Source organism: Reyranella sp. GW821-FHT12G01, assembly GCF_058806575.1.
Map to the genome: position 1 here is coordinate 2,303,916 of NZ_JBXAPV010000001.1, position 26,942 is coordinate 2,330,857.

25 protein-coding genes are annotated in these 26,942 nt (G+C 65.8%); 11 read left to right on the forward strand and 14 right to left on the reverse strand.

The window, feature by feature from the left end:
• Nucleotide 1: 1 nt before the first annotated feature.
• Nucleotides 2-1,330, reverse strand: a complete 1,329-nt coding sequence (locus tag AC1RP5_RS11015) for an NAD(P)/FAD-dependent oxidoreductase (protein ID WP_493110682.1) — start codon at nt 1,328-1,330, stop codon at nt 2-4.
• A gap of 100 nt (nt 1,331-1,430) precedes the next feature.
• Between AC1RP5_RS11015 and AC1RP5_RS11020 the strand changes: the two genes are divergently transcribed.
• Together AC1RP5_RS11020 and AC1RP5_RS11025 are read left to right on the forward strand one after the other, a co-directional pair.
• Entirely contained in the window at nt 1,431-2,642 is a 1,212-nt protein-coding gene (locus tag AC1RP5_RS11020; protein ID WP_493110683.1) for an acyl-CoA dehydrogenase family protein, read from the forward strand.
• A gap of 93 nt (nt 2,643-2,735) precedes the next feature.
• Nucleotides 2,736-3,950 (forward strand): acyl-CoA dehydrogenase family protein, encoded by a 1,215-nt coding sequence (locus AC1RP5_RS11025; RefSeq protein ID WP_493110684.1) that lies wholly within the window; start codon nt 2,736-2,738, stop codon nt 3,948-3,950.
• Nucleotides 3,951-3,956: 6 nt separating this feature from the next.
• On the opposite strand, the gene AC1RP5_RS11030 is transcribed toward AC1RP5_RS11025, so the two are convergent.
• On the reverse strand, nt 3,957-4,946 hold the full coding sequence (locus AC1RP5_RS11030; RefSeq protein WP_493110685.1) for a MerR family transcriptional regulator: 990 nt from the start codon (nt 4,944-4,946) through the stop codon (nt 3,957-3,959).
• A 153-nt stretch (nt 4,947-5,099) separates the two neighbouring features.
• Here AC1RP5_RS11030 and AC1RP5_RS11035 point away from each other — a divergent pair, with 153 nt between their 5' ends.
• Nucleotides 5,100-6,122 (forward strand): aldo/keto reductase, encoded by a 1,023-nt coding sequence (locus AC1RP5_RS11035; protein ID WP_493110686.1) that lies wholly within the window; start codon nt 5,100-5,102, stop codon nt 6,120-6,122.
• Nucleotides 6,123-6,152: 30 nt separating this feature from the next.
• Here AC1RP5_RS11035 and AC1RP5_RS11040 read toward each other — a convergent pair whose 3' ends face one another.
• Entirely contained in the window at nt 6,153-6,380 is a 228-nt protein-coding gene (locus tag AC1RP5_RS11040) for a hypothetical protein (RefSeq protein WP_493110687.1), read from the reverse strand.
• A 220-nt stretch (nt 6,381-6,600) separates the two neighbouring features.
• Between AC1RP5_RS11040 and AC1RP5_RS11045 the strand changes: the two genes are divergently transcribed.
• Nucleotides 6,601-7,431 carry a hypothetical protein gene (locus tag AC1RP5_RS11045; RefSeq protein WP_493110688.1) on the forward strand — a complete coding sequence of 277 codons (831 nt, stop codon included), beginning with the start codon at nt 6,601-6,603 and terminating at the stop codon, nt 7,429-7,431.
• A gap of 35 nt (nt 7,432-7,466) precedes the next feature.
• Here the strand turns inward: AC1RP5_RS11045 and AC1RP5_RS11050 are convergent, their stop codons facing one another.
• Genes AC1RP5_RS11050 through AC1RP5_RS11080 form a run of 7 tightly spaced genes read right to left on the reverse strand, consistent with a single transcriptional unit; the run spans nt 7,467 to nt 13,149 of the window.
• Entirely contained in the window at nt 7,467-8,753 is a 1,287-nt protein-coding gene (locus AC1RP5_RS11050) for a hypothetical protein (RefSeq protein WP_493110689.1), read from the reverse strand.
• 5 nt (nt 8,754-8,758) lie between these two features.
• Nucleotides 8,759-9,637: a TauD/TfdA dioxygenase family protein gene (locus tag AC1RP5_RS11055; protein WP_493110690.1), complete on the reverse strand. Its 879-nt coding sequence runs from the start codon at nt 9,635-9,637 to the stop codon at nt 8,759-8,761.
• 14 nt (nt 9,638-9,651) lie between these two features.
• Nucleotides 9,652-10,782 (reverse strand): glutathionylspermidine synthase family protein, encoded by a 1,131-nt coding sequence (locus AC1RP5_RS11060; RefSeq protein ID WP_493110691.1) that lies wholly within the window; start codon nt 10,780-10,782, stop codon nt 9,652-9,654.
• Nucleotides 10,782-11,099 (reverse strand): hypothetical protein, encoded by a 318-nt coding sequence (locus tag AC1RP5_RS11065; protein ID WP_493110692.1) that lies wholly within the window; start codon nt 11,097-11,099, stop codon nt 10,782-10,784. Before AC1RP5_RS11065 ends, AC1RP5_RS11060 begins: the two co-directional genes overlap by 1 nt.
• Before the next feature lie 46 nt (nt 11,100-11,145).
• Nucleotides 11,146-11,556 (reverse strand): DUF350 domain-containing protein, encoded by a 411-nt coding sequence (locus AC1RP5_RS11070; protein WP_493110693.1) that lies wholly within the window; start codon nt 11,554-11,556, stop codon nt 11,146-11,148.
• A 13-nt stretch (nt 11,557-11,569) separates the two neighbouring features.
• Complete coding sequence (locus AC1RP5_RS11075; protein ID WP_493110694.1) at nt 11,570-12,322, reverse strand: SDR family oxidoreductase; 753 nt, start codon at nt 12,320-12,322, stop codon at nt 11,570-11,572.
• 14 nt (nt 12,323-12,336) lie between these two features.
• Nucleotides 12,337-13,149, reverse strand: a complete 813-nt coding sequence (locus AC1RP5_RS11080; RefSeq protein ID WP_493110695.1) for an enoyl-CoA hydratase/isomerase family protein — start codon at nt 13,147-13,149, stop codon at nt 12,337-12,339.
• 124 nt (nt 13,150-13,273) lie between these two features.
• On the opposite strand from AC1RP5_RS11080, the gene AC1RP5_RS11085 reads away from it, so the two are divergent.
• Complete coding sequence (locus AC1RP5_RS11085) at nt 13,274-14,848, forward strand: ABC transporter substrate-binding protein (RefSeq protein ID WP_493110696.1); 1,575 nt, start codon at nt 13,274-13,276, stop codon at nt 14,846-14,848.
• A 42-nt stretch (nt 14,849-14,890) separates the two neighbouring features.
• The gene (locus tag AC1RP5_RS11090; protein ID WP_493110697.1) at nt 14,891-16,276 is read left to right on the forward strand and encodes an amidohydrolase family protein; all 1,386 of its coding nucleotides are present in this window, start codon (nt 14,891-14,893) and stop codon (nt 16,274-16,276) included.
• A gap of 157 nt (nt 16,277-16,433) precedes the next feature.
• Here AC1RP5_RS11090 and trpE read toward each other — a convergent pair whose 3' ends face one another.
• Both trpE and AC1RP5_RS11100 read right to left on the reverse strand, forming a co-directional pair.
• Complete coding sequence (gene trpE, locus AC1RP5_RS11095; protein WP_493110698.1) at nt 16,434-17,966, reverse strand: anthranilate synthase component I; 1,533 nt, start codon at nt 17,964-17,966, stop codon at nt 16,434-16,436.
• A gap of 11 nt (nt 17,967-17,977) precedes the next feature.
• The gene (locus tag AC1RP5_RS11100; RefSeq protein ID WP_493110699.1) at nt 17,978-19,939 is read right to left on the reverse strand and encodes a peptidylprolyl isomerase; all 1,962 of its coding nucleotides are present in this window, start codon (nt 19,937-19,939) and stop codon (nt 17,978-17,980) included.
• A gap of 94 nt (nt 19,940-20,033) precedes the next feature.
• Between AC1RP5_RS11100 and tpiA the strand changes: the two genes are divergently transcribed.
• From tpiA to AC1RP5_RS11125, 5 genes are all read left to right on the forward strand, one after another.
• Nucleotides 20,034-20,789, forward strand: coding sequence for a triose-phosphate isomerase (gene tpiA, locus AC1RP5_RS11105; RefSeq protein ID WP_493110700.1), 756 nt, complete (start codon nt 20,034-20,036; stop codon nt 20,787-20,789).
• Nucleotides 20,790-20,841: 52 nt separating this feature from the next.
• A complete protein-coding gene (gene secG / locus AC1RP5_RS11110; RefSeq protein ID WP_493110701.1) occupies nt 20,842-21,231 on the forward strand; it encodes a preprotein translocase subunit SecG in 390 nt (129 codons plus the stop codon).
• 99 nt (nt 21,232-21,330) lie between these two features.
• Nucleotides 21,331-22,962 (forward strand): CTP synthase, encoded by a 1,632-nt coding sequence (pyrG, locus tag AC1RP5_RS11115; protein WP_493110702.1) that lies wholly within the window; start codon nt 21,331-21,333, stop codon nt 22,960-22,962.
• Nucleotides 22,963-23,023: 61 nt separating this feature from the next.
• Nucleotides 23,024-23,788, forward strand: a complete 765-nt coding sequence (locus tag AC1RP5_RS11120) for a hypothetical protein (protein ID WP_493110703.1) — start codon at nt 23,024-23,026, stop codon at nt 23,786-23,788.
• Nucleotide 23,789: 1 nt separating this feature from the next.
• Nucleotides 23,790-24,719 carry a hypothetical protein gene (locus tag AC1RP5_RS11125; protein ID WP_493110704.1) on the forward strand — a complete coding sequence of 310 codons (930 nt, stop codon included), beginning with the start codon at nt 23,790-23,792 and terminating at the stop codon, nt 24,717-24,719.
• Between the two features lie 98 nt (nt 24,720-24,817).
• On the opposite strand, the gene AC1RP5_RS11130 is transcribed toward AC1RP5_RS11125, so the two are convergent.
• Together AC1RP5_RS11130 and AC1RP5_RS11135 are read right to left on the reverse strand one after the other, a co-directional pair.
• A complete protein-coding gene (locus tag AC1RP5_RS11130; RefSeq protein WP_493110705.1) occupies nt 24,818-25,894 on the reverse strand; it encodes a tartrate dehydrogenase in 1,077 nt (358 codons plus the stop codon).
• A 13-nt stretch (nt 25,895-25,907) separates the two neighbouring features.
• Nucleotides 25,908-26,912, reverse strand: a complete 1,005-nt coding sequence (locus AC1RP5_RS11135; protein ID WP_493110706.1) for a tripartite tricarboxylate transporter substrate-binding protein — start codon at nt 26,910-26,912, stop codon at nt 25,908-25,910.
• Nucleotides 26,913-26,942: the final 30 nt, after the last annotated feature.

The window sequence follows — 26,942 nt, forward strand, 5'->3', positions numbered from 1 at the left end:
GCTACATCATCCCCGGTTCGCCGAGATCGGTGCCGTCGATCATGCGGCTGTATCGGAACGGCTTCGGATCGACGATCGGCGGATCGCCGCCGATGAGGTCGGCCGCGAGTCTGCCGGCGCCGGGACCGATGCCGAAACCGTGGCCGGTGTAGCCGGTCGAGAGGAAGAGGCCGGGCAGGGGATCGACCGCCGAGATCACCGGAATGCCGTCGGGCGTCGAATCGATCATGCCGCCCCAGGCATGCGCCACCTTCAGCCCCTTGAGCGCTGGATAGTGCTCGCCGAGGCGCGTGAGGCCGCGCTGGACCAGCACCGGATCGGCGGCGGGATCGAGCGTGCGCTGGCGCTCGAAAGGCGATTCGAGGTCGAACGACCAGTTGGCGAATGATTCGGGCCCTTCGAGGAAGGAGCGGCCGATGCCAAACGTGAGGCCGGCACGGCGCTTCTTGAAGGTCGGCCAGAACTGGCGGGCGTAGAGCAGGCCCTGCGGCGACAGTTCGACGAGGCCGCGCCCGCCCAGTCCGACTGTGTAGCCGCCATCGAGCCGGCGGCGGATCGTGACGTCCGGCATCGACAGGCCGCCATCCGTCACCTCGGGCGCCGCGGTGGTGGCGAAGGAGGTCGAGCGTACGCCGGCCTGGGCCAGCCGCAGATCGTGCCGCCGGCAGAAGAGGGAACTCCAGGCGCCGCCGGCCAGCAGAACGGTCTGGGTGCGGATGATGCCGTGTTCGGTGATCACGCCCGCGACCTTGCCTCCCGCGATGTCGAGGCCGCGCGCGGCGCAGTTCTGGTGAAGCGTGGCGCCGAGCTTGCGCGCGCCCTCGGCGATGGCGGGGCCGGCCAGCGAAGGCTCCGCACGCCCGTCGGTCGGAGAATGCACCCCGCCGATCCAGTTGCCGGTGCTGCCGGGCGTCAGTTCCTTGGCTTCGGCGCCGCTCAGCACGCGGCTGTGCATCTGGTATTCGCGCGCCTTGAGCGTCCACGCCTCCCACTGCGCGAAATCTTCTCGGCGCGTGGTGACATAGAGGAGCCCCGTGCGGCGGAAACCGGTCTCGGCGCCCAGTTCGCGAGAGAGATCGCCCCAGATTTCCAGGCTCTTCATGGCCAGCGGCAGTTCGCGCAGGTCGCGGTGCTGCTGACGGCACCAGCCCCAGTTCCGGCTGGTCTGCTCGCCGCCGATCACGCCCTTGTCGAGCAGGGCGACCTTGTGACCTTTCTTCGAGAGCCAGTAGGCCGCGGTCGTGCCCGCGATACCGGCGCCGATGACCACGATTTCGGCCGATGACGGGAGCTTCTCGTCGCTGACGACGGGCTGGACGGGTGGGGACATCGACCTTCCTGGGGACTGCACGCGTTGCGGAACAGTGTATCGCACGCTTTACGCGCCGGAACCCGGCGCGGTACTTTCCGGACCCTAAAAGGAGCCCCCAATGGACCTGACGTTCGGCAAGGAAGAACTCGCCTTCCAGAGTGAAGTGCGCGACTGGCTGAAGGAGAACCTGACGCCCGAGATCGTGGGCGAGATCAAGGTCGGCCGGAACGCCTATCTGCCGAAGGAGCGCCTGATCGACTGGCAGAAGCGCCTGGCGAAGAAGGGCTGGCTCTGCACCGGGTGGCCGAAGGAATTCGGCGGCCCGGGCTTCACCACGACGCAGAAGTACATCTTCGAGATGGAGCTGGCGAAGGCCGGCGCGCCGGGCACCTCGCCGTTCGGTCCCAAGATGTGCGCCCCGGTGATCATGAAGTATGGCTCGGCCGAGCAGAAGGCGCGCCACCTGCCGCCGATGCTGAACTCCGACCTGATCTGGTGCCAAGGCTACTCCGAGCCGGGCTCGGGCTCCGACCTCGCGTCGCTCCGCACCAAGGCAGTGCGTGAGGGCGACTTCTACATCGTGAACGGTCAGAAGACCTGGACGACGCTGGCGCAGACCGCCGACTGGATCTTCTGCCTGGTGCGCACCTCGAACGAGGGCAAGCCGCAGGAAGGTATCTCCTTCCTGTTGATCGACATGAAGACGCCGGGCATCTCGGTCGAGCCGATCATCACCGCCGACGGCAACCGCGCCGGCACGCAGGAAGTGAACTCGGTGTTCCTCACCGACGTGAAGGTGCCGGTCGAGAATCGCGTGGGCGAGGAGAACAAGGGCTGGACCTACGCCAAGTACCTGCTCGAGTTCGAGCGTGGCGGCAATCCCTACAGCCCGCGCCTGCGCTCGGGCTTCGAGCGACTGAGGCGTCTGGCGCAGTCGATGCCGGAAGGCGAGGACTCGATCATGGCCGACGCGGCGTGGCGCGAGAAGCTCGCCCGCATGGATATCGAGATCTCGGGCCTCGAGATGTTCGAGCAGGAGTTCTACTCGAAGCTCGCGGCGGGCCAGAATCCGGGCCCGCTCTCGTCGATGATCAAGCTGCGCGGCACCGAGGTGATGCAGCAGGTTCAGGAATACGCCGTCGAGGCGGCGGGTTACTACAGCCAGCCGTTCCCCGAGCAGCGCGCCTGGAACGCCAATGTCGAACCGATCGGCCCCGAGGGCGCCGACGTTCTGGCACCGCGCTACTTCAACGGCCGTAAGATGACGATCTACGGCGGCTCATCCGAAGTGCAGCGCGGGATCATGTCGAAGGTGATGCTGGGGCTCTGACCCCTCTGTCGCCAACGCACCAATGAAGCTTACCCACCTCCCCATTCAATTGGGGAGGTGCCCCGAAGGGGCGGAGGGGTCAGGAGAGGAACCATGCGTCTAGCCTTCAACGATCAGGAACTGGCCTTCCAGCAGGAAGTGCGCGACTGGATCAGCGCCAACATGCCGGCGGAAGTGGCCGAGGAAAGCCGCCGCAGCCGCACCAGCCACGTCTCCAAGGAGCGGTTGGTCCAGTGGCAGAAGAAGCTGGCCGGCAAGGGCTGGCTCTGCCCCAACTGGCCCAAGGAATATGGCGGCACGGGCTGGACCTCGACGCAGAAGTTCATCTTTGAGATGGAGATGGCGCGCGCCGACTCGCCCTACCTGTCGTCCTTCAGCATCAAGATGGTCGCGCCGGTCCTGATGAAGTTCGGCAGCGACGCGCAGAAGAAGCGTTTCCTGCCCAAGATCGCCGCCGCCGAGGAGCTGTGGTGCCAGGGCTATTCCGAGCCGGGCTCGGGCTCCGACCTCGCCAGTTTGCGCACCAAGGCGGAGCGGCAGGGTGACCATTACGTGGTGAACGGCCAGAAGATCTGGACGACCAACGCCCATTTCGCCGACTGGATCTTCTGCCTCGTGCGCACCTCGAACGAGGGCAAGCGCCAGGAGGGCATCTCCTTCCTGCTGATCGACATGAAGACGCCGGGCATCACGCTCGATCCGATCTACATGGTCGACGGCACGCGCACGCCGATGCGCCACGAGATCAACCAGGTCTTCTTCAGCGACGTGAAGGTGCCGGTCGAGAACCTGGTCGGTGAGGAGAACAAGGGCTGGACCTACGCCAAGTACCTGCTCGAGTTCGAGCGCGGCGGCCAGGCCTTCGGACCGCGCCTGCGCAAGGCGTTCCGCCATCTCCAGACACTCTCGAAGACACAAATGACCGGTGGCGAGCCGCTGTCGGCCAATCCGAACTGGCGCGAGAAGATGGCCGCGGTCGAAATGGAGATCGACGCCGTCGAGATGAACGAGCTGATGTTCTATTCGAGCCTCAAGACCGGCGACGCGCCCGGCAACATGGGCTCGGTCGTGAAGATGCGCGGCACCGAGGTCGGCCAGAAGGTGACCGAACTCGCGGTCGAGGCGGTCGGCTGGTACGGCACGCCCTTCACCGAGCTGCGCAACTACGACAGCAACATCGTCCCGGTGGGCGGCGAGTATGTCGACGACGTTTCACCGCGCTACTTCAACACCCGCAAGACCACGATCTATGGCGGCTCGTCGGAAGTGCAGCGCAACGTGCTGGCAAAGGCGATGCTCGGCCTTTAGGGGCCGTCAGACAGTCTGCGGCCGCATCGCGACCACGCCCTCCGTGCGCGCCCTGACTTCGGGCGTCGCAAGGCACGAGGCCAGCGCTTCGTAGCCCGGCGTGCCGGGCTGCGCCGCAACGCGCAGCGGTGGGCTGTGATTAGCCGGGCAGAAGAGGATCGTCTCGTCCGGGCCGACGGCATCGAGATCCAGGATCGAACTGGAACGGGTCATCACGAAGAGGGGTGGCGCGCCCGGTGCACGGCGGCGCAGATGGGCGATCAGCGCCTCCTGCGTGGCGCGGTCGAGCCCTTGCTCGATCAGGTCCACGACGACCGGCCCCGGTGTTTCGAGCCCGGTGAGAAGCGCCCGGAGCGACGGCGAGTCGATGGCGCCGTCCTGCACGAGCAAAGCTACCGCCGGTTCAATCTTGGGCTGCAGCGACGGATCGGCCGCTCGATCGAGTCCGAGGAAGACACCGTCGAGTGCTTCAGCGATCTGCATTGCCAGCCGCGTCTTGCCGCTCCCCAGGGGGCCGGTGATGTAGGTGAGGGGACGCACGTCCCGCAGTTCGAAGCGCTCGCCGCCCCATGGCCAGGGAAGATCGAAGGCGAGGCTTGGCCCCGGCGTCGCCGCCAGCAGGCGCGCCAGTTCGGCCGCCGTCGGTGCGCGACCTCGCGCAAGATCGCTGCGCAGCGCCCGCAGCCTGTCGAGCGTATCGGCGAGCTCGCGCAGCCGTCCTTCGAGAGTCGCCTGATGGGCCGCGAGCGCTGGCTCGAGGCCGCGCGCATCGCCGGTCAGCACGCGCGCCACCTGGGCGAGGCTGAAGCCCAGTGCCCGCAGCGCCACGATCTCGGAGGCGCGCTCCATGTCCTTCTGACCATAGGCTCGCCAACCCGCGTCCGAGCGCAGCGGCGCCAGCAGACCGCGCTGCTCGTAGAGCCGCAGCGCCTTGGCGGAGATGCCGAGACGCCGCGCCGCATCGGATGCGTTCAGGAATTCGCCGGAGACAGTCACGATCCACCTCATTCGTCGATCGCAGCCTTATGAAGGCAGCCCCAAGGGCCGGGTCAACAGGCTTTTATGCAGGAGCGGCACGGACCGCTTTTCCGTCCACAGCGGACCGTCATCTGGGGCACAATCGGTGAAACCAATCGAGGATACTCCCATATGGACTATCGCAATCTCGGCCGCGCCGGCCTGAAAGTCTCCGAGATCTGTCTCGGGACGATGACCTTCGGCAACGGCGCGGACCAGGACGGCTCTACGAAGATGGTGAACGCCGCGCTCGATGCCGGCGTCAACTTCTTCGACACCGCGAACTCCTATGTTGGCGGCACCTCGGAGACGATGCTGGGCGTGGCGCTGAAGGGTCGGCGCGAGGAGGCCATCATCGCCTCGAAATTCTTCAATCCGATGGGTGGGCGACCCAACGATTCCGGCATGTCGCGGCTGCACATCAAGCAGCAGATCGAAGGCTCGCTGAAGCGGCTGCAGACCGACTATATCGACGTCTATTACATCCATCACGTCGACCACCACACGCCGCTCGAGGAGATGCTGCGCGCGCTCGACGACCTCGTGCGCGACGGCAAGATCCTCTACACGGCCTGCTCCAACTTCGAGGCCTGGCGCCTGATGGAAGCGCTGTGGATCAGCGACACCAAGGGCTGGGAGCGGTTCGCGGCGTACCAGCCGCAATACAGCCTCGTGGTTCGCGACATCGACGAGGAGATCGTGCCGGTGATCCAGCTCAAGGGGCTGGGCTGCGTGGCCTGGTCGCCGCTCGGCAGCGGCTATCTCGCCGGCAAGTACACGCCGGGCAATCTCAAGGTGCAGGGCAGCCGCTCGGCCGAGGGCTGGGGCTTCCAGAGCAAGTTCTTCGCGCCCAACCACGGCGACATCCTGCAGACCTTGCTCGACACGGCGAAGGAGCTCGGCAAGCCGCCGGCCGAAGTAGCGCTGCGCTGGGTGATGGACCAGCCCTTCATGACCAGCGCCATCGTCGGCGCCCGCAACGCCGAGCAGCTCGGCGAGACGCTGAAGGCCGGCGGCTGGCGCCTTCCGACGGAGGCGCTGGCGAAGCTGAACAAGGTCTCGGCCCAGCCGAACAAGTATCCGCGCGCCTTCGAGGACCCCATGCCCCAGCGGCGTGCAGGCGCGGTGAAGATGCCGGGCGGCATGAAGACTTGATCCCAGGACTTCGACCGGCCCTGTACGACGTCAGCGAAGCTGTGTGTCGTGCAGGCGCCGCCCGTCGCCGCGTCCGTGCCGCTGTTCGTTCAACCAACGCCGTGCTTCATGGATGCTCTTGATGACCTTGCCATAGCCCGGCACGTTTGCCGCGATAAGGGCTTTGGTCGTCTTCATGATCTGGTCAGCCGTCTCCTGACCGCGCGAGACGATCACGACGATCCGGTCGAGAGCCGAAGATTCCATATGGAGAGGCATGGTTCGCTCCCGCACGGCAGGACGATCCGCCTTGCGTTCGGTTCACCCCCCTCGGAGCGAGCGAAGTTGCAACGTTGTGCGTGCAATGTCCGCAATCGGCCAATCGCGATCTTGCAGCGGTATCGACTTGCCGCGTCACCATGCTTGTCGCGCTGCAACAGTCGCGCTAACGCAAAGGAAGGCGGGGTGTTCGTGACTCAATTCGAGAGGCAGGAGCCTGATGGAATTCGTTTTTCTGGGTGTAACGATGGCTGCCGCCGCTGCCGCCGCCGGTATCGTGGCGTTTCTGACGAAGAACCGGACGGGCAGGAACCGCACGCTGCTGGCGGCCCTCGCCGCGGTGATCGTGGGTGGAGCCGCCATCGCCGCAAGGCCGGCTATCGAGCTGCACTTCTTCAACAGCAATGACGACTACGCCTGGTCGCAAATTCGCCAGGAAATCTTCAAGCGCTATCCGCCGGTCAAGGACATGTTCGCGCTCGACCCCAGCATCGAGCCGGACCTTCGGGCGCACCTCGTGCCGGTCCTCCGCGAGCATCGAGCGAACATGCGCGATTCTTCGACCCTCCAGGACGTCGCGAAGGCCACCATGGCGGTCTTTCGCGCGAAGATCGTACCGGTCGCGGTGAAGGGGTCCGACGAGGCGATCGTTGCCTGGGGCGACAGGACGGCGCCGACGCTGCAGGCCTTCAAGAACGCCTCGCCCGATGCATGCGGCGACTACGCCATGACCGGCGTCAATCGCGTCTCGAACAATCCGGCGATCGACAACGCGCTCGCCGACGGCCAGCGCGCCGTGATCGTCGCCTACAAGTCGAGCAACCCCGCCACCACCATGCCGACGGCGGAAGAGCTGGGCGCAGCCTACGAGCAGTCGCGCACGTTGGCGCAGCCACCGTTCAGCGACGCCGACCTGCGCGCTTTCCAGGACCTGAAGAGCCTCTCGAAGGCCCAGCAGTGCGATATGATGATACGCCTGTTCGCTGCCATCGATCGCCTCCCTGTGAAGCAGAAGGCCGCGATCTATCGATCGATCATGCTGGAGAGCTGAGGCGGATCGCCCCATAACCGGACTGCGGCAAGGGTCTACTCGATCGCCACCAACAGCCCATCGCGAACACGGCACAGCCCGCCGTCGGACGTGGAGGGCCGTCCCGTGAGCGCCAGGATGTCGGGCACATAGATCGGCCGGTTGTTGGCGAAGCCGGCGGTCGCGACGAGGCGGGCCTGTTTGCCGGCCTCGGCCTGCGAATAGACCACCGTGACGCCGTTCAGGAGGGCGTACTCTTCCGGCCAGACCAGGCGCAGGACCGTGACCGGGCGGCCGCGCTCGTCGCGGGCGGTCCAGTGTTCGACCGTGGGCGGCGGGCTCGTCTTGCCCACGCCGCGATGAACGGCGCCGTCGAGCGTGATGCCGATCTGGGTCATCTGACCGAGCGACAGCATCGTGTTGATGTCCTCGCCGTTCTGGCCGACCCAGATCTCAAGATGCGGCTGATGGATCCATGATCCGCCAGAAGGGGATGCGGCGGGAACGGGATCGAAGACCTGGACGATCAGCGTGTTGTTGCCGACACCGATCGTCCGGATCTCGGCCGTCTGTTCTGCGGGGGCAAGCTTGCCCCAGATGACGAAGCCGTTGTCGCCGGCGGTCGTCATGCCGGGGATACAATTGCCGAGTGCCGTGCCGGTCGGGATCGTGGCCTGATCGGGAAGGGCCGGGGCCACCACCGGATAGGCGCCGACCGTCTCGGCGTCGATCCTCGCGGCGAATGCCTCCGGCGCTTTGGGCCACAGGGGGCATCCCATGCCGATGTCGCGCTGCGTGCTGTCCTTGCCCAGCACCCGCACGAGCCGCGTGCGATAATCGATGTCGGTCAGCGTACCGCTCTGCTCGGAGACATTGTGGTAGCTGCAATCCTGTTCGGTCACGGCACGGAAGGGCGACAGCGAATAGGTCACGTCCATCGACCAGCGCCATGATGAGCCACCATACTGGTGATGGACAAGGCGATTGGGACCCACCTCGACTTCGTCCTCGCCGACACCGGCCATGCCGTAGCCATCGTTGCAGAGCTGCAGGATTTTCTGGGGGGACATCGTGCCCTCCAATAGCCAGTATTCCTGGCCGCCGTCGCGCTCGTTGCCGTTGATGCAGCCTTCGTCCTGGTCCTTCGGCTTGTCAGCCAGACCGAGTCGTATTTCCACGACGGAGAGCGGCGTGCCGCCCGGCGACTTGCCCGCATCGTAGGTCTTCACGACCTTGCAACTCGCGCGTTGCCCGCAGATCGCGGCGGTTTGCGTAGCATCCGGTGCCGCCGACGCGGCAATGGGAACGGCGAGAAGGAACAACGCCAGCAGAACGCGAAGCATGAGGTTCAGCCTGCCAGCACGGTCTCGCCGACGATCTGCGTGCGATGCATCAGGCGACGCAGGCTCTCGTCGAAGGCGTCGCGGCGATGCATGACGCAGCGATTGTCCCACATCACCAGATCGCCGGCCCGCCACTTCTGGTACCAGGCGAACTTCTCCTGCGAGGCATGTGCCCAGATCGCATCGAGAAGCGCCTCGCTTTCCTCGACCTCGAGCCCGTGGATGTAGGCGCCCGGCCGGCGGCCGAGGAACAGCGCCTTGCGGCCGGTGACGGGATGCAGGCGGACGAGAGGGTGCACGGCGCCCGGCGTGTGGCGAACGTCGATCGTGCGCTGGAATCCCTTGCGCAGTTCGCCGGCCGAGTTGCGGCTGGAATCGTGGATGCAGGTCTTGCCCTCGATCGCGCGCTTCAGTTCGGGCGACAGCGTCTCGTAGGCCGCGTACATGTTGAGAAAGCCGGTATTGCCGCCGTCGGCTGGCACCTCCAGCGCATAGAGCAGCGAGGCGCGCGGCGGCAGCGGGTTGTAGGACATGTCGGTGTGCCAGACGAGTTCGTAGCTGCCGAGGCTGCCCACCGCCTTGCCGTCCTTCTTGACGCTAGCGATCACCGCCACCCATTCGCGCGCCTCGGCCACTACATCCGAATCGGCACGGTCGAGACTGGCCGCCGAGATCGGGACGCGGTCGAGCTCGCCGAAGCGGGCACTGAATTCCATCAGCATCCGGTCGTCGAGCTTCTGGCCGGAAAAACGCAGCACCAGATGCTGGGCCCACGCCTCGGCGATGCGGGTAAAGACCTCGTCGCTGACCGGCTTCGAAAGATCGACGCCATGCACGTCTGCGGCAAGAGCGGCGCCGGTCGGCTGGATCCACAGTTCACTCATCGGAGATACCCTCTCTACTCGAAATAGTGCGGCACGAAGCGGCTGCTGTTGTGCGTGATGCGCCGCTCGTCCTCGCGCATGCCGACGCCGGCCGCCTTGCCGCCGATCACCCATGAACCGACCAGCGCATGATTGCCGTCGAACACCGGCAAGGGCTCGTAGGCCTGCCAGACATAGCCTTCGGCACCGTAGCTGCCGCCCGCGGTATCGAACACACCCGGACCGGTCACCATCACATTGTGCCCCTCGCGACCAAAGATCGGCTTTTTAACAAAGGCGCGACCGAGATCGGGATGTTCGCTGTCGAAGCTCGGCAGCAGATGGGCGTGATTGGGGAAACCTTCCCACAGCAACGGCAGGATCATCTTGTTCGACAGGATCAGCTTCCAGACCGGCTCGATGAAGGCGGTGCCATCCTTTGGTACGAAGGCGCCGAACGCTTCGCGCATCATCCATTCCCACGGGTAGAGCTTGGACAGGACCTGGATCGGGATCTCGTCGAGGTCGGTGAAGCGCTGGCCGTTCCAGCCGATCTCGGCCACGGGGAGCGTCTTGGTGGTCAGGCCGGCCTGCACCGCCGTGTCGCGCAGATATTCCGAGGTCGCGAGGTCCTCGGGATGATCCTCGAAGCGCGCGAAGTGCACGATCGACTGCGGCGAGAGCTTGCCGCCGACGGTCTTCCAGGCCTCGATCAGCTTCTCGTGGATCGAATTGAACTGGTCGGCGGCGGGCTTCACGTCCTTCAGCCAGTACCACTGCACGACCGCGGCCTCATACAGCGACGTCGGCGTATCGGCATTGTACTCCAGCATCTTCGGCGGATTGCGGCCGTCATAGGCGAGATCGAAGCGGCCGGTGATGGTCGGATCCGAACGCCGCCATACCTCGGTGATGTAATCACCCCAGGCAGGCGGGATCTTCATGCGATCCCAGAGCTTGTTGGTGACGACATGCTCAACGGCCTTCAGGCAGAGGGCATGCAACTCTTCGGTCGCGGCTTCGAGTTCGTCGATCTGGTCGGCGGTGAAAGCGTAGCAGGCCTGCTCGGTCCAGTAGGCCTTGCCGTCGAGCGTGTAGAAATCGAAGCCAAGCGCCTCGATCTTGCCCTGCCATCCCGGCCTCGGTGTGACGGTCTCGCGGCGCATCAGCTCGAACTGCTCGAGCTGGAGGTGCCGAAACCGCCGCGCTGACTGGTGCTGCTCGAACTAGCCGCCGGTGCATCCGCCGTGCTCGACGAGCTACCGCTTCGAAAACTGCTGCCACTGCTGCTGGAGCCAGTGGCCTGCTGCTGGCAGGTCGGATTGCCCGGAGGACAGGTCGTCGTTACCTGCTGGCGGTTGAAGGGATTGCCGAGGAACCACAGGAAGGGCAGGCCGCCTACACCGCCTGTCGCAGACGTGCAGGAATAGAGGACGGCCGCGGCGCCGGCGCCCATCAGCGCGAGCTTCACCGTGCGCGACATGCGCGGGGGGCGGGGATCCGGTGGAGGCTCGGACGGCATGGCCATTTCAGGAAGTCAGGCAGGCGGCATTGATCAGCCCGAAGCAGACCGCGAAGCCGCCGGCGGTGACGCCCGAGGCCATCTTGTCCGCTTCGATCGACTGCATCAGGTTCGGCAGCAGGACGCGCAGGCCGACATGGACCAGCGCCTGCACGATCAGCGCCACGCTAGCCCACAACACGAGATCGGTCAGACTTGCCGAGTGCGCGATGGTGTTCGCCAGCGGCAGGCAGAAGCCGAGCATCGCACCGACGAGAGCGATCGCGGCGGAGGTATTGCCCTGGCGGATCAGCACGAACTCTCGCCACGGCGTCAGCAGCGTATAGACCCAGATGAACACGAAGATGAGCGCGAAGCTCACCACGATGTAGCGCGCGAAGTTCGGGAAGGCAGCCAGCAGCCATTGCAGCTCGGGCATCGATTCCTCTCCGTCAGCCGTGCATGGTCAGGCCGCCCGAAACACTGAGGGTCTGTCCGGTGATGAAGGACGCATCATCGCTCGCCAGGAAACAGACCGCACCCGGAATATCCTCTGGCTGGCCGACCCGCTTCATCGGGATCGCGCCGACAAGGGCGGCGCGCACCTTCTGGCCGCGTTCGTCGTCTCCCGCGACAGCAGCGAGCAGCGGCGTGTCGGTCGGGCCGGGACAGACGGCGTTCAGGGTGATGCCCTTGCGGGCGACCTCGCGCGCCACGGTCTTGGTGAAGGCGATGATGCCGCCCTTGCAGGCGGAATAGACCGCTTCCTGCGAGGAGCCGACCCGGCCGGCATCGGAGGCGATGTTGACGATGCGGCCGCTGCCGCGCGTCACCATGCCCTTCAGAACGACATGGCTCATGTTGAGCGGGCCGCGCAGATTGATGGCGATGAGCTGATCCCAGAGGTCGGGCGTCGTGTCGACGAAATTGACGAAGCGATCCCAGCCGGCGTTGTTCACCAGGATGTCCGTCGGCCCGACCTTCTGTTCGAAATCGGCGATCGCCGTGCCGACGGCCGCGTAGTCGGCGATGTCGACGCCCAAAGCGTAGCCACCGATCTCCGCGGCAATCTTCTTCGCGCCGTCGAGGTTCTTGTCGAACACGCCGACACGGGCGCCGTAGCCCGCAAAGCGTCGGCAGATCGCCCCGCCGATCGCACCGGCGCCGCCGGTGACGATGACGCTCTTCCCATCCAGTCCGCGCATCGCATTTCTCCGGATCAAAGCGGCGAATACGGGTCGAATTTCGGCTTGCGCTTCTCGAGGTGCGAGGCGAGGCCTTCCTTCACATCGGGACCGACGAAGCCCAGCATTTCGAGCCCGAGCGAGGTGTCGAAGGTCGGGCCCATCATGCGCAGCCAGTTGTTCAGCGCGTACTTGGTGAAGCGGATCGAGGTCTGCGCGCCTTCCGCAAGCTTGGTCGCGACCTCCAGCCCCTTGGCTTCGAGCTGGTCGTCCTCGACGCAGAGCGACACGAGACCGATGCGCTCGGCTTCCTCACCATCCACGGCTTCGCAAAGCAGCAGATAATATTTGGCCTTGGCCATGCCGCAGAGCAGGGGCCAGACGATGCAGGCATGGTCGCCGGCGGCGACGCCGAGCCGGGTATGGCCGTCGATGATCTTGGCCTTCTTCGAGGCGATCGAGACGTCGGCCAGGATGCCGGCGACGAGCCCTGCGCCGACGGCCGGACCGCGGATGGTGCTGACGATCGGCTTGGAGCAGTTGATCACGTTGTAGACGATGTCGCGCGCTTCCTTCCATGTCCGAAGCAGCGCGTTGTGATCCTTCATGTTCTTTTCGATGATGTCGAAATCACCGCCGGCCGAGAACACCTTGCCGCCGGCGCCCTGGATGATGACGCAGTTCACCGTGTCGTCGCCGTCGATGTCGCGCCACACGTCGACCAGCTCGCGATGCATGATCGCGTCCGTCGCGTTGTACTTCTCGGGCCGGTTCATGGTGACCCGCAGCACCTTGGGGTGCGGGCGGTCGAACAGCAGGCGCTGATAGCGATTTTGCCAGTCGGACATGGGCTTTCCTCCGTTGCCCGGAGGTTAGCACCGCTGGCGCACCCCAAGGAACTCGCACGGCAGAAATGGCATGCCGATTGCGTTCTGGATGCGGGGTGAACCGGGACGAGACAGGGGGGCGGCCATGCGGGCGATGACGTGGGCAATCGGTGCGGCGGCGACGGCGCTGCTGTCGCTTTCCGCTCAGGGGCAGGCACAGGCGCAGACGATCCGTGCGGTCATGCATGCCGACATCAAGATCATCGATCCGATCTGGACCTCGGCCTACAACGTCCGCAACTACGGCTACATGGTCTACGACACTTTGCTGGCCATGGACGAGAAGCTTGCCGTCCAGCCGCAGATGCTCGAAGGCTGGAAGATCAGCGACGACAAGCTCACTTACACCTTCACCCTGCGCGACGGTCTCAAGTTCCACGACGGCGCGCCGGTCACCTCGGCCGACTGCATCGCCTCGCTGCAGCGCTGGGCGCCCAAGGATGCGATGGGCCAGAAGCTCTTCTCGCTCGTGAAGGAGCTGAAGCCGGTCGACAACAAGACTTTTACGATGGTGCTGACGGAGCCCTACGGCCTCGTGCTGGAGTCGCTTGGCAAGCCCAGCTCGACGGTGCCGTTCATCATGCCGAAGCGGGTCGCCGACACGCCGAACAACGTGCAGATCACCGATACCACGGGTTCCGGTCCCTTCGTCTTCCGCAAGGACCTGTGGCGGCCGGGTGAGAAGACCGTCTACGACAAGTTCAAGGACTACAAGCCGCGGTCGGAGCCGGCGTCCGGCCTGGCCGGTGGCAAGGTCGTCAATGTCGACCGGGTCGAGTGGCTCAACATCACCGACGCCCAGACCGCGGTGAACGCGCTTCTGACTGGCGAGATCGATTACATCGACCAGCCTGAGATCGAACTGCTGCCGCTGCTCGCCAAGGACAAGAACATCGTCATCGGCAATTACAACGAGTTGGGCGGGCAGATGAACCTGCGCTTCAACACGCTGCACAAGCCGTTCGATAACGCGAAGATCCGCCAGGCCGCGCTCTATGCGCTGAACCAGAAGGACTTCCTGGTCGCGGGCTTCGGCGACCCGAAATATTTCAAGGAGTGCAAGGCGCTGTTCATCTGCGGCACCACCTATGCCACGGACAAGGGCTTCGAGGACAAGATGAACTCCGACTTCGCGAAGTCGAAGGAGATCCTGAAGCAGGAAAACTATGACGGCACGCCGGTCGTGCTGCTCTACCCGACCGACACGCAGACCGGCCGCCTGACGCCGATCGTGAAGTCGCTGCTGGAGAAGGGCGGATTCGTCGTCGACATGCAGGCGATGGATTGGCAGACCGTGCTGTCGCGGCGCACGCGCAAGGAACCACCGGACAAGGGCGGCTGGCACGCCTTCATCACCACCTGGGTGTCGGCCGATCTGCTCGACCCGATCATGATGTCCTACATCGCCGCGACCTGCGAGAAGGCCAATGTCGGCTGGCCCTGCGACCCGCAGATGGAGAAGCTGCGCGACGCCTTTTCGCGCGCCTCCACCGACGCCCAGCGCAAGGAGCTGGCCGTTGCCATCCAGGTGCGAGCGTCGGAGTATCCGATGTACGCCAATCTCGGCCAGTACATCATGCCCGTCGCCATGCGCAATACGATCAGCGGTCAGCTCACCGGGCCGGTGCCGATGTTCTGGAACATGAAGAAGAAGCAGTAGGCGGTCCGCCACAAGAGCGACCGTCGGTCCAAGGGGGAAACAGTGACCACAGTGATTCACAACGCCGCCATCGTCACCGTCGACGATGCGGACAGCGTCCATTACAACGCGGCCATCGCCATCGAAGGCGACCGCATCGCCGCCATCGGACCCAGCGCCGAAGTGCTGGCGAGCTATCCCGGCGCCGAGAAGATCGACGGCAGCGGCAAGCTCGTCATGCCGGGCTTCGCCAACATCCACACGCATTTCACCATGACCCTGGCGCGCGGCGTGTTCGAGGACCTGTCGCCGTCGCACAAGCCGCCCTTCACCGGCGGCCTGTCGCCGATCCCGCTGCCGGAGATGACGCCCGACGAACGCAAGGCCTTTGCGCTGCTGGGCGCGTTGGAGGCGCTGCGCAGCGGCACCACGCACGTGCTCGAGGATTCCAACGACGTCGATCATTACGCGGGCGCCCTGGCCGATACCGGCATGCGCTTCCTGCTGGCCGAGCGCGCCTACGACCGCATCGGCACGTCGATCGGCGATCCCGCGCCGTACCAGCTCGACCGCGCACTGGGAAAGACGCACATCAAGAACATCGAGCGGAACCATCGAGACTGGAACGGCAAAGCCGACGGTCGGATGCGTATCGCCATCTCGGCCTGGGCGCCCGACATGTGCTCGCCCGAGCTGCTGCAGGACCTGAGCGCGCTGCAGAAGCAGCTCGACACACGCATCACCATCCATCTCAACCAGATCTGGGGCGAGGTGGCCGCCGTGCGCGCTCATCGAAATCGCCTGCCGACCGAGTATCTCGCAGATCTCGACTTCCTGAATGACCGCATCATCTGCGCCCACTGCCGCTGCATGGAACCGTCGGAGGAGAAGCTGCTCGGGCAGGCGAAGGTCAACGTCTCCTTCAACTCCGCCATTGCGGCGCGCCGTGGCCTCAGTCCCCGCGTCGCCGATCTCGAAAAGTACGGCTGCAACGTCGGCATGGGCTCCGACAATATGGCCGAGGACATGGTCGAGGTGATGCGCACCGGCCTGTTCATGGAGCGCGTGCGCCGCGAGGACGGCCGCGAGCCGACGCCCGAGCAGGCGATGCGCTGGGCTTCTCGCAACGGCTACCGGGCACTGGGCGTTTCCGACGGCGGCTGGCTGGCGCCCGGCAACAAGGCCGATCTCATCATGATCGACCTGCAGCGCGCCCACCTGATCCCGGTGCTCCGCGTGGTCTCCGACTTCGTGCACAACGGCCAGGCGCGCGACGTGCAGTCGGTGATGGTCGACGGCAAGTGGCTGATGAAGGATGGTGCGGTGCTGACGATGGACGAGGAGAAGATCCTCCACGATGCCCAGCGCATCGCCAACGAGGCCTGGTCTCGAACCTTCAAGACACGCTTCAAGCCGCCGGCGGGTTTTTCACCGGATGCGCTGCCTTAGCAACCCACAGACCCGTCGTCTCGACCGAAGCTTCGCGAAGCGAAGCGTAGCGGAGAGATCTTCTCTCCACGATTAGCCGGCTATTTGTTGAGAGAAGGTCTCTCCGCTACGCGCCTTCGGCGCTTCGGTCGAGACGACGGGTATTATTGGGTTGGGCTCAACGCCGTGTGTTGCCGGCGGACCATTGGCCGGCGTTGGCGAAACGGACGGCTTCTTCCGCTGCATCGACCAGGGCGCGCGCCTTGAGCACGCTTTCCTGATACTCGGCTTCGAGATCGGAGTCGGCCACGACGCCGACACCGGCCTGGACGTACATCATGTCGTCCTTCACCAGCGCCGTGCGCAGCAGGATGCAGGTGTCCATCGAGCCGTTGGCGGCGAAGTAGCCGGCGCAGCCGGCGTACATGCCACGCCGCACGGGCTCCACCTCGTCGATGATCTGCATGGCGCGCACCTTGGGAGCGCCCGACAGCGTGCCGGCCGGGAAGCCCGCCTTCAGCACGTCGATCGCATCCAGCCCGTCCTCGATCGTGCCTTCCACATGGCTGCTGATGTGCTGGAGGCGGCTGTACTTCTCGATGGTGAACTGCTCGACGACGCGCACCGAGCCGATCTTCGAGACGCGGCCGACATCGTTGCGCGCCAGGTCGACCAGCATCAGGTGCTCGGCATGCTCCTTGGGGTCGGCCAGGAGCTTTTCGGCGAGCTGCTTGTCTTCCTCCGGCGTGGCGCCGCGGCGGATCGTGCCGGCGAGCGGGCGGATGGTGACGGTGTTGTCGCGCAGCCGGACCAGGATCTCGGGCGAAGAGCCCACGATCTGGAAGTCGCCATACTCGAAGAAGATCAGGAACGGCGAGGGGTTGATGCGGCGCAGCGCCCGGTAGAGCGACAGCGGCGGCAGCTTGAACGGCAGCGAGAAGCGCTGCGACGGCACGATCTGGAAGGCGTCGCCCGCGCGGATGTACTCCTTGCAGGTTTCGACCATCTGCTTGAAATCTTCCTTCGACATGTTCGCCTGCGGCTTGGGCAGGGCGTCGAGCATGTCGTCGCTGTCGCGGCGGAAGGGCAGGGTGCGTTCGAAGTCGGAGACGGCGTCGCCCAACCGTTCCTGGGCGGCCTCGTAGGCGGCGCGGGCGCTGATGCCCTTCTGCGGCCAGGCCGGCGTCACCAGGGTCACATTGTCTTCAAGACGGTCGAAGATGCAGATCAGGGTCGGCCGCACCATGATCGCGTCGGGCAGGCCGATCGGATCGGGATTGTTGTCGGGCAGCCGCTCCATGTCGCGGACCATGTCGTAGCCCAGGAAGCCGAACAGGCCGGATGCCATCGGCGGCAAGCCGGCCGGCAGCTCCATCTGGCATTCCTTGATCAGCGCCCGCAGCGTGTCGAGCGGGCGGCCGTCGAGAGTCTCGAAGGCCTGCGCATCAGTGCGGGCCTGGCGGTTGATCTCGACCTGGCCCTTGCGGCAGCGCCAGATGACATCGGGCTTGAAGCCGATGATCGAATAGCGGCCGCGCACCGAACCGCCTTCGACCGATTCGAGGAGGAACGAGTTGGCGCGGCCGTCGGCCAGCTTGAGATAGGCCGAGACCGGGGTCTCGAGGTCGGCGACGAGCTTGGTCGAGACGACCTGGGGCGTGCCGGAATCGTAGCGCGCCGCGAAGGCGTCGAAGTCGGGCGAGATCGACATGGAAGCGTCTTCTATTGCTGGGGCGCGAAGGTCGCCTGGAAGGCTGCTTCGTCGACGGTCACGCCGTACTTGGCGCGGAGCGCCGCCACGAGTTGGAGGATCAGGTCGTTGGCGACCATCGTGTCGAGCTGCTTGCCGAACCGGTCGAGCTGCTCCTTGTCCTTGGTGAGATCAGGCGCCTCGATCGACTTCACGCGCACCAGCACGGACCCTTCGGCCGTGCGCACCGACTGCGTCTTGTCGGCCGGCAACTTGAAGAGTTCCTGCACCACCGGCTGGCTGAGATAGTTGCCGGCATCGGCCTCGAAGCGGGTGACCGGCTTGGCGATGCGCGACTCGAGGCCCAGCTCCTTGGCGAGCGCCACGAAATCGGTGCCGGCGTTGGACTTCTCGACCGCTTCCTTGACCTTCGCGTCCGCGAGCTTGCGACGCTCCTCGCCCTGCCAGGCCTCGACCACCCTGGCCTCAACCTCGGCCAGGGTCGGCGCGCGGGCAGGGGTGATGCGGTCGGTGCGGACGATGAAGTATTCGCCGCGCGGCGTCTCCAGCAGGTCGCTCTCCGCGTTCTCGCGGGTGGCGAAGGCCGCCTGGACCAGCTCGGCCGAAGCCGGCCCGATCACGACCTGCTTGCCGGAGCCGTCCTGGCCGCGCGCATCGACGTTCTCGTAGGCCTTCACCTTGAGGCCGAGATCCTCGGCGGCGGCCTTCATCGACTGCGTCTTGCTCAGCGTGCGCTCGAAGTCGGTGATCAGCTTGATGAGGAGGTCGGGCGCCTGCTGCGCCTTCAGGTCCTTCTCCAGCTTCTCCTTGACCTCGTCGAACGGCACCGACTTGCCGGCCTCGATCTTGTTGATGCGCACGATATGCCAGCCGAGCGGTGACTGGATCGGCGCGGCGGCGATGCCTTCGGGCAGACCGAAGACGCCGTCGGCCAGCGGGCCGGGCGGCAGCTCCTTCTTCGTCACGGAGCCGAGCTTGATGACGCCATCGGCGTTGCCGGTCACTTCCTTGGCCGCGTCCTCCAGCGACTTGCCGCCCTTGGCGGCCGCGATGATCGCCTTGGCCTTGTCCTCGGTGTCGGTCATCGCCTGGTCGACGTCGCGCTTCTCGGGCGTGCCGTACTCGGCGGCGCGTGCGTCATATTCCTGGCGCACCGCGTCGGCGGTGACAGCCACCTGGTTCTGCACGTCGTCGACGGTGATCATGACGTAGGAGAAGTTGCGGAACTCCGGCACCTGGAACTTGGCCTTGTTGGCCTCGAAATAGGTGTTGAGCTGTTCCGGTGTCGGCTTCGGCACGTCGGTGATGATCGCGTCGGGCACATAGATCGTCTCGGCGGTGCGCTTCTCGCTCTCCAGCTTGAAGATGTCGTTGCGCAGCGAGGCCGGCGCGAGCCCGTCCGCGCGCACGACACCGAACAACTGGCTGGCCGCGATCTCGCGGCGCATGTCGATGACGAACTGCTGCTCGCTGATGCGGGCCTGCTGCAGGCGGTTGCGATAGAGCAGGGGATCGAACGAACCGCTGGAGCCCAGGAAGGCCGGGTTGCGCGCGATCGTCGCGCGCACTTCCTCGTCGCTCACGATCAGGCCGAACTCGCCGATGGCGTAGTCAAGGACGGCGCGCTGGATCACTTCTTCGAGGGCGCGCACATGCAGCCCGTAGCGCAGCGCCTGCTCGTTCTCGGGACGCTGGCCAGTCTGGCGCTGGATCGCCTCGAGCTGGCGGTTGAACTGTTCGCGGACCTCGGTGGCGTAGACCGGCGCGCCGCCGACCCAGCCATAGAGGGGAATCTTGGTGCCGCCGACATGCGCCACCTCGGAACTGCGGCCGACCGCCTTCAGCATGTCACCGACACCCCACAGGCCGAAGCTGACGATCAGCATGCCGAAGAGGATGAAAAGGACGAGGAAGCGGGCGTACTTGCGGAACTGATTCACGGGGCCGGACAGGGTTTCTTGAAGGGGCGCCATGCCTACCACCCGTCCCATGCACAGGCAACCAAGCGGCCCTTTGACCGTGAACGCCACCACCTTTAGATACGCCTCAAACAGAATGGGGAATTCGATGGCGCGTTCGAGGCGGCCGCTGATCGCGGGCAATTGGAAGATGAACGGTCTGCGGGCCGATGCCCTTGCGCTCGCCAAGGATGTTGCCGCCGGCGTGAAGCAGGCCGGGTGGACCGACCGTGAGCTGCTGGTCTGCCCGCCGTCGACACTCGTGGCCGCCGTGGCCGAAGCCGCGAAGGGAAGCGGCCTCCTGGTGGGCGGACAGAACTGCCATGCCAAGGCGAGCGGCGCCCATACCGGCGACGTATCTGCCGAGATGCTGAAGGATGCGGGCGCCAGCCACGTGATCGTCGGCCATTCCGAGCGCCGTGCCGACTGCGGCGAGACCGACGCGATCGTGAAGGCCAAGGCCGAGGCCGCCTGGCGTGCGGGCCTGCGGCCGATCGTGTGCATCGGCGAGACCCTGGCCGAGCGCGAGGCCGGCAAGACGCTGCAGGTGCTCGAGACCCAACTGAAGGGCAGCGTGCCGTCCGGCTCGACCGCCGCCAACCTGGTCGTGGCCTACGAGCCGGTCTGGGCGATCGGCACCGGCAAGACGCCGACCGTGGCCGAGGTCGCCGCAGCCCACGCGCACATTCGCAAGGTGCTGGGCGGGCTGACGGGCGAGGCGGCGGGCGTCCGACTGCTGTATGGCGGCTCGGTCAAGGGCAGCAACGCCGCCGAGCTGCTGGCGGCGGGCGACGTCGACGGCGCCCTGGTCGGCGGCGCCAGCCTCAATGCCGCGGAATTTTTGGCTATCGCCAAGGCCGCCTAAAGCGGCTAGAAGCGCCCGCTTGGCGAAGATGCCCCTTTAAGCCCGGAAGAAAATGGACGCCGTAAGACACTTCCTCCACGAATGGCGCCTCGTGCTGCTCGTCATCCATGTCGGTGTGACGGCCGCGATGATCGTCGTGATCCTCCTGCAGCGCAGCGAGGGTGGCGGCTTGGGCATGGGCGGCCGCTCGGACGCGCTGTTCTCGGTGCGTGGCCAGGCCAACATCCTGTCGCGGATGACCGCGATCTTTGCCTCGATCTTCTTCTTCCTGAGCCTCGTGATGGCCTGGAGCATGACCGATCCGGTCCGTGCCACTCGGTCGATCATGGATCGCGCACCGGTCGGGCAGGGCGCACCTGCCGCGCCCGCGGGCAGTGGCGGCATGGCTCCGGCGCCGGGCGCGCCTGCCGCGCCGGCGCAACCCGCCGCTCCCACCCGCTAGGGCTCCCCATGAAATCAGCTTTCTCCCCCCGCCGAAATGTCTCCGGCGGGGTGATATCCCCATGGCTGCACGCCACAACCACTTGTATGCTGTAAGCCCATGACGCGCTTTATCTTCATAACGGGCGGCGTGGTTTCCTCGCTTGGCAAGGGGCTTTCCTCGGCGGCGCTCGGCGCCCTGCTGCAGGCCCGTGGCTACAAGGTCCGGCTGCGCAAGCTCGACCCCTATCTGAACGTCGATCCGGGCACGATGAGCCCCTACCAGCACGGCGAGGTCTTCGTGACCGACGACGGCGCTGAAACCGATCTCGACCTCGGCCATTACGAGCGCTTCACCGGCGTCGACGCCCGGCAGAGCGACAACATCACCACCGGCCGCATCTATTCGACCGTGATCGCGCGCGAGCGCCGCGGTGAGTATCTCGGCGCAACCGTCCAGGTGATCCCGCACGTCACCGACGCGATCCGCGAATTCGTCCTGGCCGATACCGACAAGGAAGACTTCGTCCTGGTCGAGGTCGGCGGCACGGTCGGTGACATCGAGAGCCTGCCGTTCCTCGAAGCCATCCGCCAGGTCGGCAACGAACTCGGCCGCGAGCGCACGATGTACGTGCACCTCACCCTGCTGCCATGGGTGCCGACAGCGGGCGAGCTCAAGACCAAACCGACCCAGCATTCGGTGAAGGAGCTTCTCAGTGTCGGTATCCAGCCCGACCTGCTGGTCTGCCGCAGCGGCGACAAGGAGATCCCGGCCAACGAGCAGCGCAAGATCGCGCTGTTCTGCAACGTGAAGCCGGAGAGGGTCATCGAGGCGCGCGACGTCGACACGATCTACCAGGTGCCGATCGCCTATCACGACCGTGGTTTCGACCGCGAGGTCTGCCGCTACTTCAATCTCCCGGCCGAAGCCGAGCCCAATCTCGACCGCTGGCGTGGCGTCGTGCGCTCGGTGCGCGAGCCCGAGGGCAAGGTGACCATCGCGGTGGTCGGCAAGTACACGGTGCTGCTCGACGCCTACAAGTCGCTGTCCGAGGCGCTGACCCATGGCGGCTTCGGCAGCAATGTGAAGGTCGGCCTGGAGTGGATGGACTCCGAGATCTTCGAGCGCGACGACGCCGTCGCCCGGCTCGAGCACGTCCATGGCATCCTGGTGCCCGGCGGCTTCGGCGAGCGCGGCACCGAGGGCAAGATCCACGCGGTGAAGTTTGCCCGCGAGCGCAAGGTGCCGTTCTTCGGCATCTGCTTCGGCATGCAGATGGCGGTGATTGAAGCGGCGCGGAACCTGCTCGGCATCGAGCACGCTTCGTCGAGCGAATTCGGCCCGACCGACCATGCGGTGGTCGGCCTGATGACAGAGTGGATGAAGGGCAACCAGGTCGAGAAGCGCTCGGCCGAGGGCGACCTCGGCGGCACGATGCGGCTGGGTGCGTACCCGGCCCATCTGCGTCCGGGCACCAAGGTCCACGAGATCTACGGCCAGGACATCATCAGCGAGCGGCATCGCCATCGCTACGAGGTCAACGTCAACTACAAGGACCGGCTGGAGCAGGTGGGCCTGCGCTTCTCGGGCATGTCGCCCGACGGCATCCTGCCCGAGATCGTCGAGATCCCCGACCATCCCTGGTTCATCGGCGTCCAGTACCATCCCGAACTGAAGTCGCGGCCCTTCGCACCGCATCCGCTGTTCACCTCGTTCATCGGCGCGGCCAAGACACAGAGTCGCCTCGTCTAGGAAGCGACGGGGCCGCCGCCAGGTCGCATTTCGGTCACCTTTTTCAGGTGAATTAGGCGTCATGTTCCGCATTGCCGCCCTCATCACGCTCGCCGTCCTGACACTCGGCTCAACGGCCTGGGCGCAGCCTGCCTCGCAGTCGTCCTACGGCAAGGCGGAGCGGCGCGATCCGATCTTCCTGCGCTTCAGCGACATGGCGAACCGCTATTGGGTGAACACCGAGACCAACGCCGCCAGCCATAAGGTCGTGGCGATCCCGATGCCCAAGCAGTGCTCCTTCCTCTATGCCGACGCCTACACGCGCGGCCAGCAGAGCGAGCACGAGGTCCAGCAGACGGCGCTGTCGAACTGCAACCGGCGTCTTCAGGAGCTGGGCCCGCTCGGCGAGAATTACGGCGTCGACTGCCGCTGCCAGGTGGTGATCAGCGACGAGACCTATGTCGTGCCGAAATCGTCCATGCCGGACGACGCCTACGGTCCGGCCTCGATCTTCTATCGCGACGATCGCGGCAACGTCGCGCGTCTGAACGGCCAGGTCCGCTACGGCGCGCTGATCGGCCGGGACCGCTCGGTCACCTTCACCGTCGAAAATCCGCGCGGCGAGCAGGTGTGCAACGGCACGATGACCAACGAGAATCCCGGCAGCGGCCAGTTCTCGCTGTCCTGCTTCGGCGGCAAGTTCGGCGGCCGTGGTTCCTATGAGAGCAAGAACGGCGCGCCCAACGATCACATCATCGCCCGCGGCCAGACCGGACGCGGCCAGCCGGTGACCATGGTGATCGGCCTGCCGGCACAGCTCGCGGCCAACACCTATGGCGGCATGTAAGATGCGCCTCGCCGCAGCCTTCGTCTCCCTCGCGCTGCTGGCGCCTGTCGTAGCCGTCGCGCAGAGTGCGGGCGAGGTCGAGCGCTGCTTCCAGAATCCCGGCGCCTGCGCCGGTGGAAGTGGCGGAGGAGGCGGGGGCGCCGCACCGCCGGCCCACGCGCCCGCACCGCCGCCAGCCCCCATCGCGGCCCGCCCAGCACCCGCGCCCGATTACACGACGGTGCTGAACAGCCCCGAGCCGGACCGCAAGAAGATCCAGGAATCGCTGCGCACGCTCGACAAGTACAACGGCCCGATCGACGGCAACCTGCAGTCCGAAGCCTCGATGAAGGCGATCGGCGACTGGCAGAAGGGCCGCAACACGCCGGTCGTCGGCAAGCTGACGCCGCAGGAAGCAGCCCAGCTCAATGCCGAGGCGAACCGCGCCCCGATCCGCCGTCTCGAATCGCCACCGCCGCAGACCGCCCAGCCGGTGCCTCTGGCACCTCCCAAGCCGTCCAATGCCGACGCGCTCAAGGCCCTGCAGGACAGGCTCGCCGAGCGCCGCAAGGCGGCCGAGCCCAAGGCCAATGCCGCTGCGCAGGCGCTGGTGCACGATCTCAAGGCCTACGTGGCCGCCGATGGCAAGGGCATCGCAGGCGACCAGTTCACCGGCTTCGCCAAATGGTACGCCGACAACAAGACCGCTGGCCGTGCCATTGGTGAGATCACACCGGCGATCGACGACTACGGCGACGCCAAGGCCGGAGCCGCGACCACGGCCGAGATCAAGTTCGAGACCAAGCAGGGCGACAAGACCTACGGCCAGTGCCTGGTCTTCGCCTGGATCGAAGGCACCCCGCGCAAGAACCCGCAGACCTTCGGCTGCGATGACGTCGCCGCGGTCGAGAAGTGGAAGACCGATCAGGCGCTTAAGAGCGCCTGGCGTTAAGTAGGTCCCGTCGCCTCATTGGAGCGGGCCACTCCAGTGGCGCTCATGATCTTGATTGCGCCACTGGAGTGGCGCGCTCCATTGTAACCGCTTCACGCCTAAACGTTCGCCCCCTGGATCGCCTCGATCACGGCTTTCGTGACGTCCACGGTTCTTGCCGTGCCGCCAAGGTCCGGCGTGTGGAAGCGCTTGTCGGCAGTCACACGCTCGATCGCCTTCATCAGGCGCCCGGCGGCGGCCGGCTCGCCGAGATGTTCCAGCATCATCACAGCCGACCAGAAGGTGCCGACGGGATTGGCCACGCCCTTGCCCATGATGTCGAAGGCCGAGCCGTGGATCGGCTCGAACATCGAGGGGAAGGCGCGCTCGGGATTGAGGTTCGCGGTCGGTGCGATACCGAGCGAGCCCGCAAGTGCTGCCGCAAGGTCCGAGAGGATGTCGGCATGCAGATTGGTCGCCACCACCGTGTCGATGCTGCCGGGCTTCATGACCATGCGCATGGTCATGGCATCGACCAGCATCTTGTCCCAGGTCACGTCCTTGAAGTCGGCGGCGACTTCATTGGCGATCTCGTCCCACATCACCATGGCGTGGCGCTGGGCGTTGGACTTGGTGACGACTGTGAGGAGCTTGCGCGGCCGCGACTGCGCCAGCTTGAAGGCGAAACGCAGGATGCGCTCGACGCCGGCGCGCGTGAACATCGACACGTCGGTCGCGGCTTCGATCGGCGAGCCCTGGTGGACGCGGCCGCCGACGCCGGAATACTCACCCTCGGAGTTCTCGCGCACGATCACCCAGTCGAGCTCGTTGCCGTTCACGTGGCGCAGCGGCGAGGTGATGCCCGGAAGCACGCGCGTCGGGCGGACGTTGGCGTACTGGTCGAAAGGCTGGCAGATCGCCAACCGCAGGCCCCACAGCGTCACATGGTCGGGGATGTCGGGATGGCCGGCCGAGCCGAACAGGATCGCGTCGTGCTTGGCGATCTGCTCGCGCCCGTCCACTGGCATCATGCGGCCGTGCTTCTTGTAGTAATCGCCGCCCCAGTCGAAGTGGTCGATCTTGAAGGCGAAGCTGCCCTCGCGCTTGGCAATGGCCTCCAGCACCTCGACTCCCGCCGACACCACCTCGGTGCCGATGCCGTCGCCGGGAATGGCTGCGATCTTGTAGCTCTTCATCACGATCTCCGGATCAATTGGTGCCTTTGACGCCGGCCGCCTTGATCACGGCGTCCCAGCGCTTCACTTCCGCTTCGAGATAGCTCTTGAGCGCCGCCGGGCTGACCTGCGCCTCGGCGACGGGTTCGGTGCCGAGGCCGGCGAAGCGCTCGACCACCTTCGGGTCCTTCAGCGCGACCTTCAGTGCGGCCACGAGCTTGTCGGTGACGTCCTTCGGCAGGCCCTTGGGCGCCCACAGCGCGTGCCAGGCCGAGACCTCGAAGCCGGGAAGGGTGCCGCTGTCGAAGGTCGGCAGGTCGGGCACCGACGAGACCTTGAACTTGGTGGTGACGGCGTAGCCCTTGATGCGGCCGTCCTTGATATGGCCGGTCGTGTTGGTGGTCTGGTCGCACATCACGTCGAACGTGCCGCTGATCAGGTCGTTCATCGCGGGGCCGGTGCCGCGATAGCCGACGCCTTCCATCTTGATGCCCAGCTCCTTCATCAGCATCAGCATGCAGAGATGCGAGGCCGAGCCGATGCCGGCGTGGCCGTAGGTCGCCTTGCCCTGGTTGGCCTTCATCCACGCCACGATCTCGGCGATGTCCTTGGGCGGCAGGCCGGCCTTGGAGACGAGGGTCATCGGCACGTCGGTGATGCGGCCGAGATGATCGAAGTCACTCACCACGTCGTACTTCAGCCCGTCATAGAGGGCAGGGGCCGTGGCCTGCGCGATGTGCCAGACGGCGATCGTGTAGCCGTCTGGGGCCGCGCGGGCGACCTTGGCCATGCCGATGGTGCCGCCGGCGCCGCCGACATTCTCGACCACGACCGTCTGTCCGAAGGTCTTGGTCATCGATTCCGCGATCAGCCGAGCGACCGTGTCGGTCGGGCCGCCGGCCGCAGCCGGCACGATCAGGGTGATCGGCTTGTTGGGGTAGGCGCCTTGCGCCGCGGCGGGGCCGGCCATCGCCAGCGAAGCCAGGCAGGCGGAGGCGGCAACGGCGCTAGTCAGCAGAGTACGACGAAGAAAGCTCATGGTTCACTCCCTTGGGATTCTTGATTTGCT

Coding starts and splice junctions, on each gene's coding strand:
- AC1RP5_RS11015 (WP_493110682.1), bottom strand. CDS start 1,330: ATGTCCCCACCCGTCCAGCCCGTCGTCAGCGACGAGAAGCTCCCGTCA.
- AC1RP5_RS11020 (WP_493110683.1), top strand. CDS start 1,431: ATGGACCTGACGTTCGGCAAGGAAGAACTCGCCTTCCAGAGTGAAGTG.
- AC1RP5_RS11025 (WP_493110684.1), top strand. CDS start 2,736: ATGCGTCTAGCCTTCAACGATCAGGAACTGGCCTTCCAGCAGGAAGTG.
- AC1RP5_RS11035 (WP_493110686.1), top strand. CDS start 5,100: ATGGACTATCGCAATCTCGGCCGCGCCGGCCTGAAAGTCTCCGAGATC.
- AC1RP5_RS11040 (WP_493110687.1), bottom strand. CDS start 6,380: ATGCCTCTCCATATGGAATCTTCGGCTCTCGACCGGATCGTCGTGATC.
- AC1RP5_RS11045 (WP_493110688.1), top strand. CDS start 6,601: ATGGAATTCGTTTTTCTGGGTGTAACGATGGCTGCCGCCGCTGCCGCC.
- AC1RP5_RS11050 (WP_493110689.1), bottom strand. CDS start 8,753: ATGCTTCGCGTTCTGCTGGCGTTGTTCCTTCTCGCCGTTCCCATTGCC.
- AC1RP5_RS11055 (WP_493110690.1), bottom strand. CDS start 9,637: ATGAGTGAACTGTGGATCCAGCCGACCGGCGCCGCTCTTGCCGCAGAC.
- AC1RP5_RS11060 (WP_493110691.1), bottom strand. CDS start 10,782: ATGCGCCGCGAGACCGTCACACCGAGGCCGGGATGGCAGGGCAAGATC.
- AC1RP5_RS11065 (WP_493110692.1), bottom strand. CDS start 11,099: ATGTCGCGCACGGTGAAGCTCGCGCTGATGGGCGCCGGCGCCGCGGCC.
- AC1RP5_RS11070 (WP_493110693.1), bottom strand. CDS start 11,556: ATGCCCGAGCTGCAATGGCTGCTGGCTGCCTTCCCGAACTTCGCGCGC.
- AC1RP5_RS11075 (WP_493110694.1), bottom strand. CDS start 12,322: ATGCGCGGACTGGATGGGAAGAGCGTCATCGTCACCGGCGGCGCCGGT.
- AC1RP5_RS11080 (WP_493110695.1), bottom strand. CDS start 13,149: ATGTCCGACTGGCAAAATCGCTATCAGCGCCTGCTGTTCGACCGCCCG.
- AC1RP5_RS11085 (WP_493110696.1), top strand. CDS start 13,274: ATGCGGGCGATGACGTGGGCAATCGGTGCGGCGGCGACGGCGCTGCTG.
- trpE (WP_493110698.1), bottom strand. CDS start 17,966: ATGTCGATCTCGCCCGACTTCGACGCCTTCGCGGCGCGCTACGATTCC.
- AC1RP5_RS11100 (WP_493110699.1), bottom strand. CDS start 19,939: ATGGCGCCCCTTCAAGAAACCCTGTCCGGCCCCGTGAATCAGTTCCGC.
- tpiA (WP_493110700.1), top strand. CDS start 20,034: ATGGCGCGTTCGAGGCGGCCGCTGATCGCGGGCAATTGGAAGATGAAC.
- secG (WP_493110701.1), top strand. CDS start 20,842: ATGGACGCCGTAAGACACTTCCTCCACGAATGGCGCCTCGTGCTGCTC.
- pyrG (WP_493110702.1), top strand. CDS start 21,331: ATGACGCGCTTTATCTTCATAACGGGCGGCGTGGTTTCCTCGCTTGGC.
- AC1RP5_RS11120 (WP_493110703.1), top strand. CDS start 23,024: ATGTTCCGCATTGCCGCCCTCATCACGCTCGCCGTCCTGACACTCGGC.
- AC1RP5_RS11125 (WP_493110704.1), top strand. CDS start 23,790: ATGCGCCTCGCCGCAGCCTTCGTCTCCCTCGCGCTGCTGGCGCCTGTC.
- AC1RP5_RS11130 (WP_493110705.1), bottom strand. CDS start 25,894: ATGAAGAGCTACAAGATCGCAGCCATTCCCGGCGACGGCATCGGCACC.
- AC1RP5_RS11135 (WP_493110706.1), bottom strand. CDS start 26,912: ATGAGCTTTCTTCGTCGTACTCTGCTGACTAGCGCCGTTGCCGCCTCC.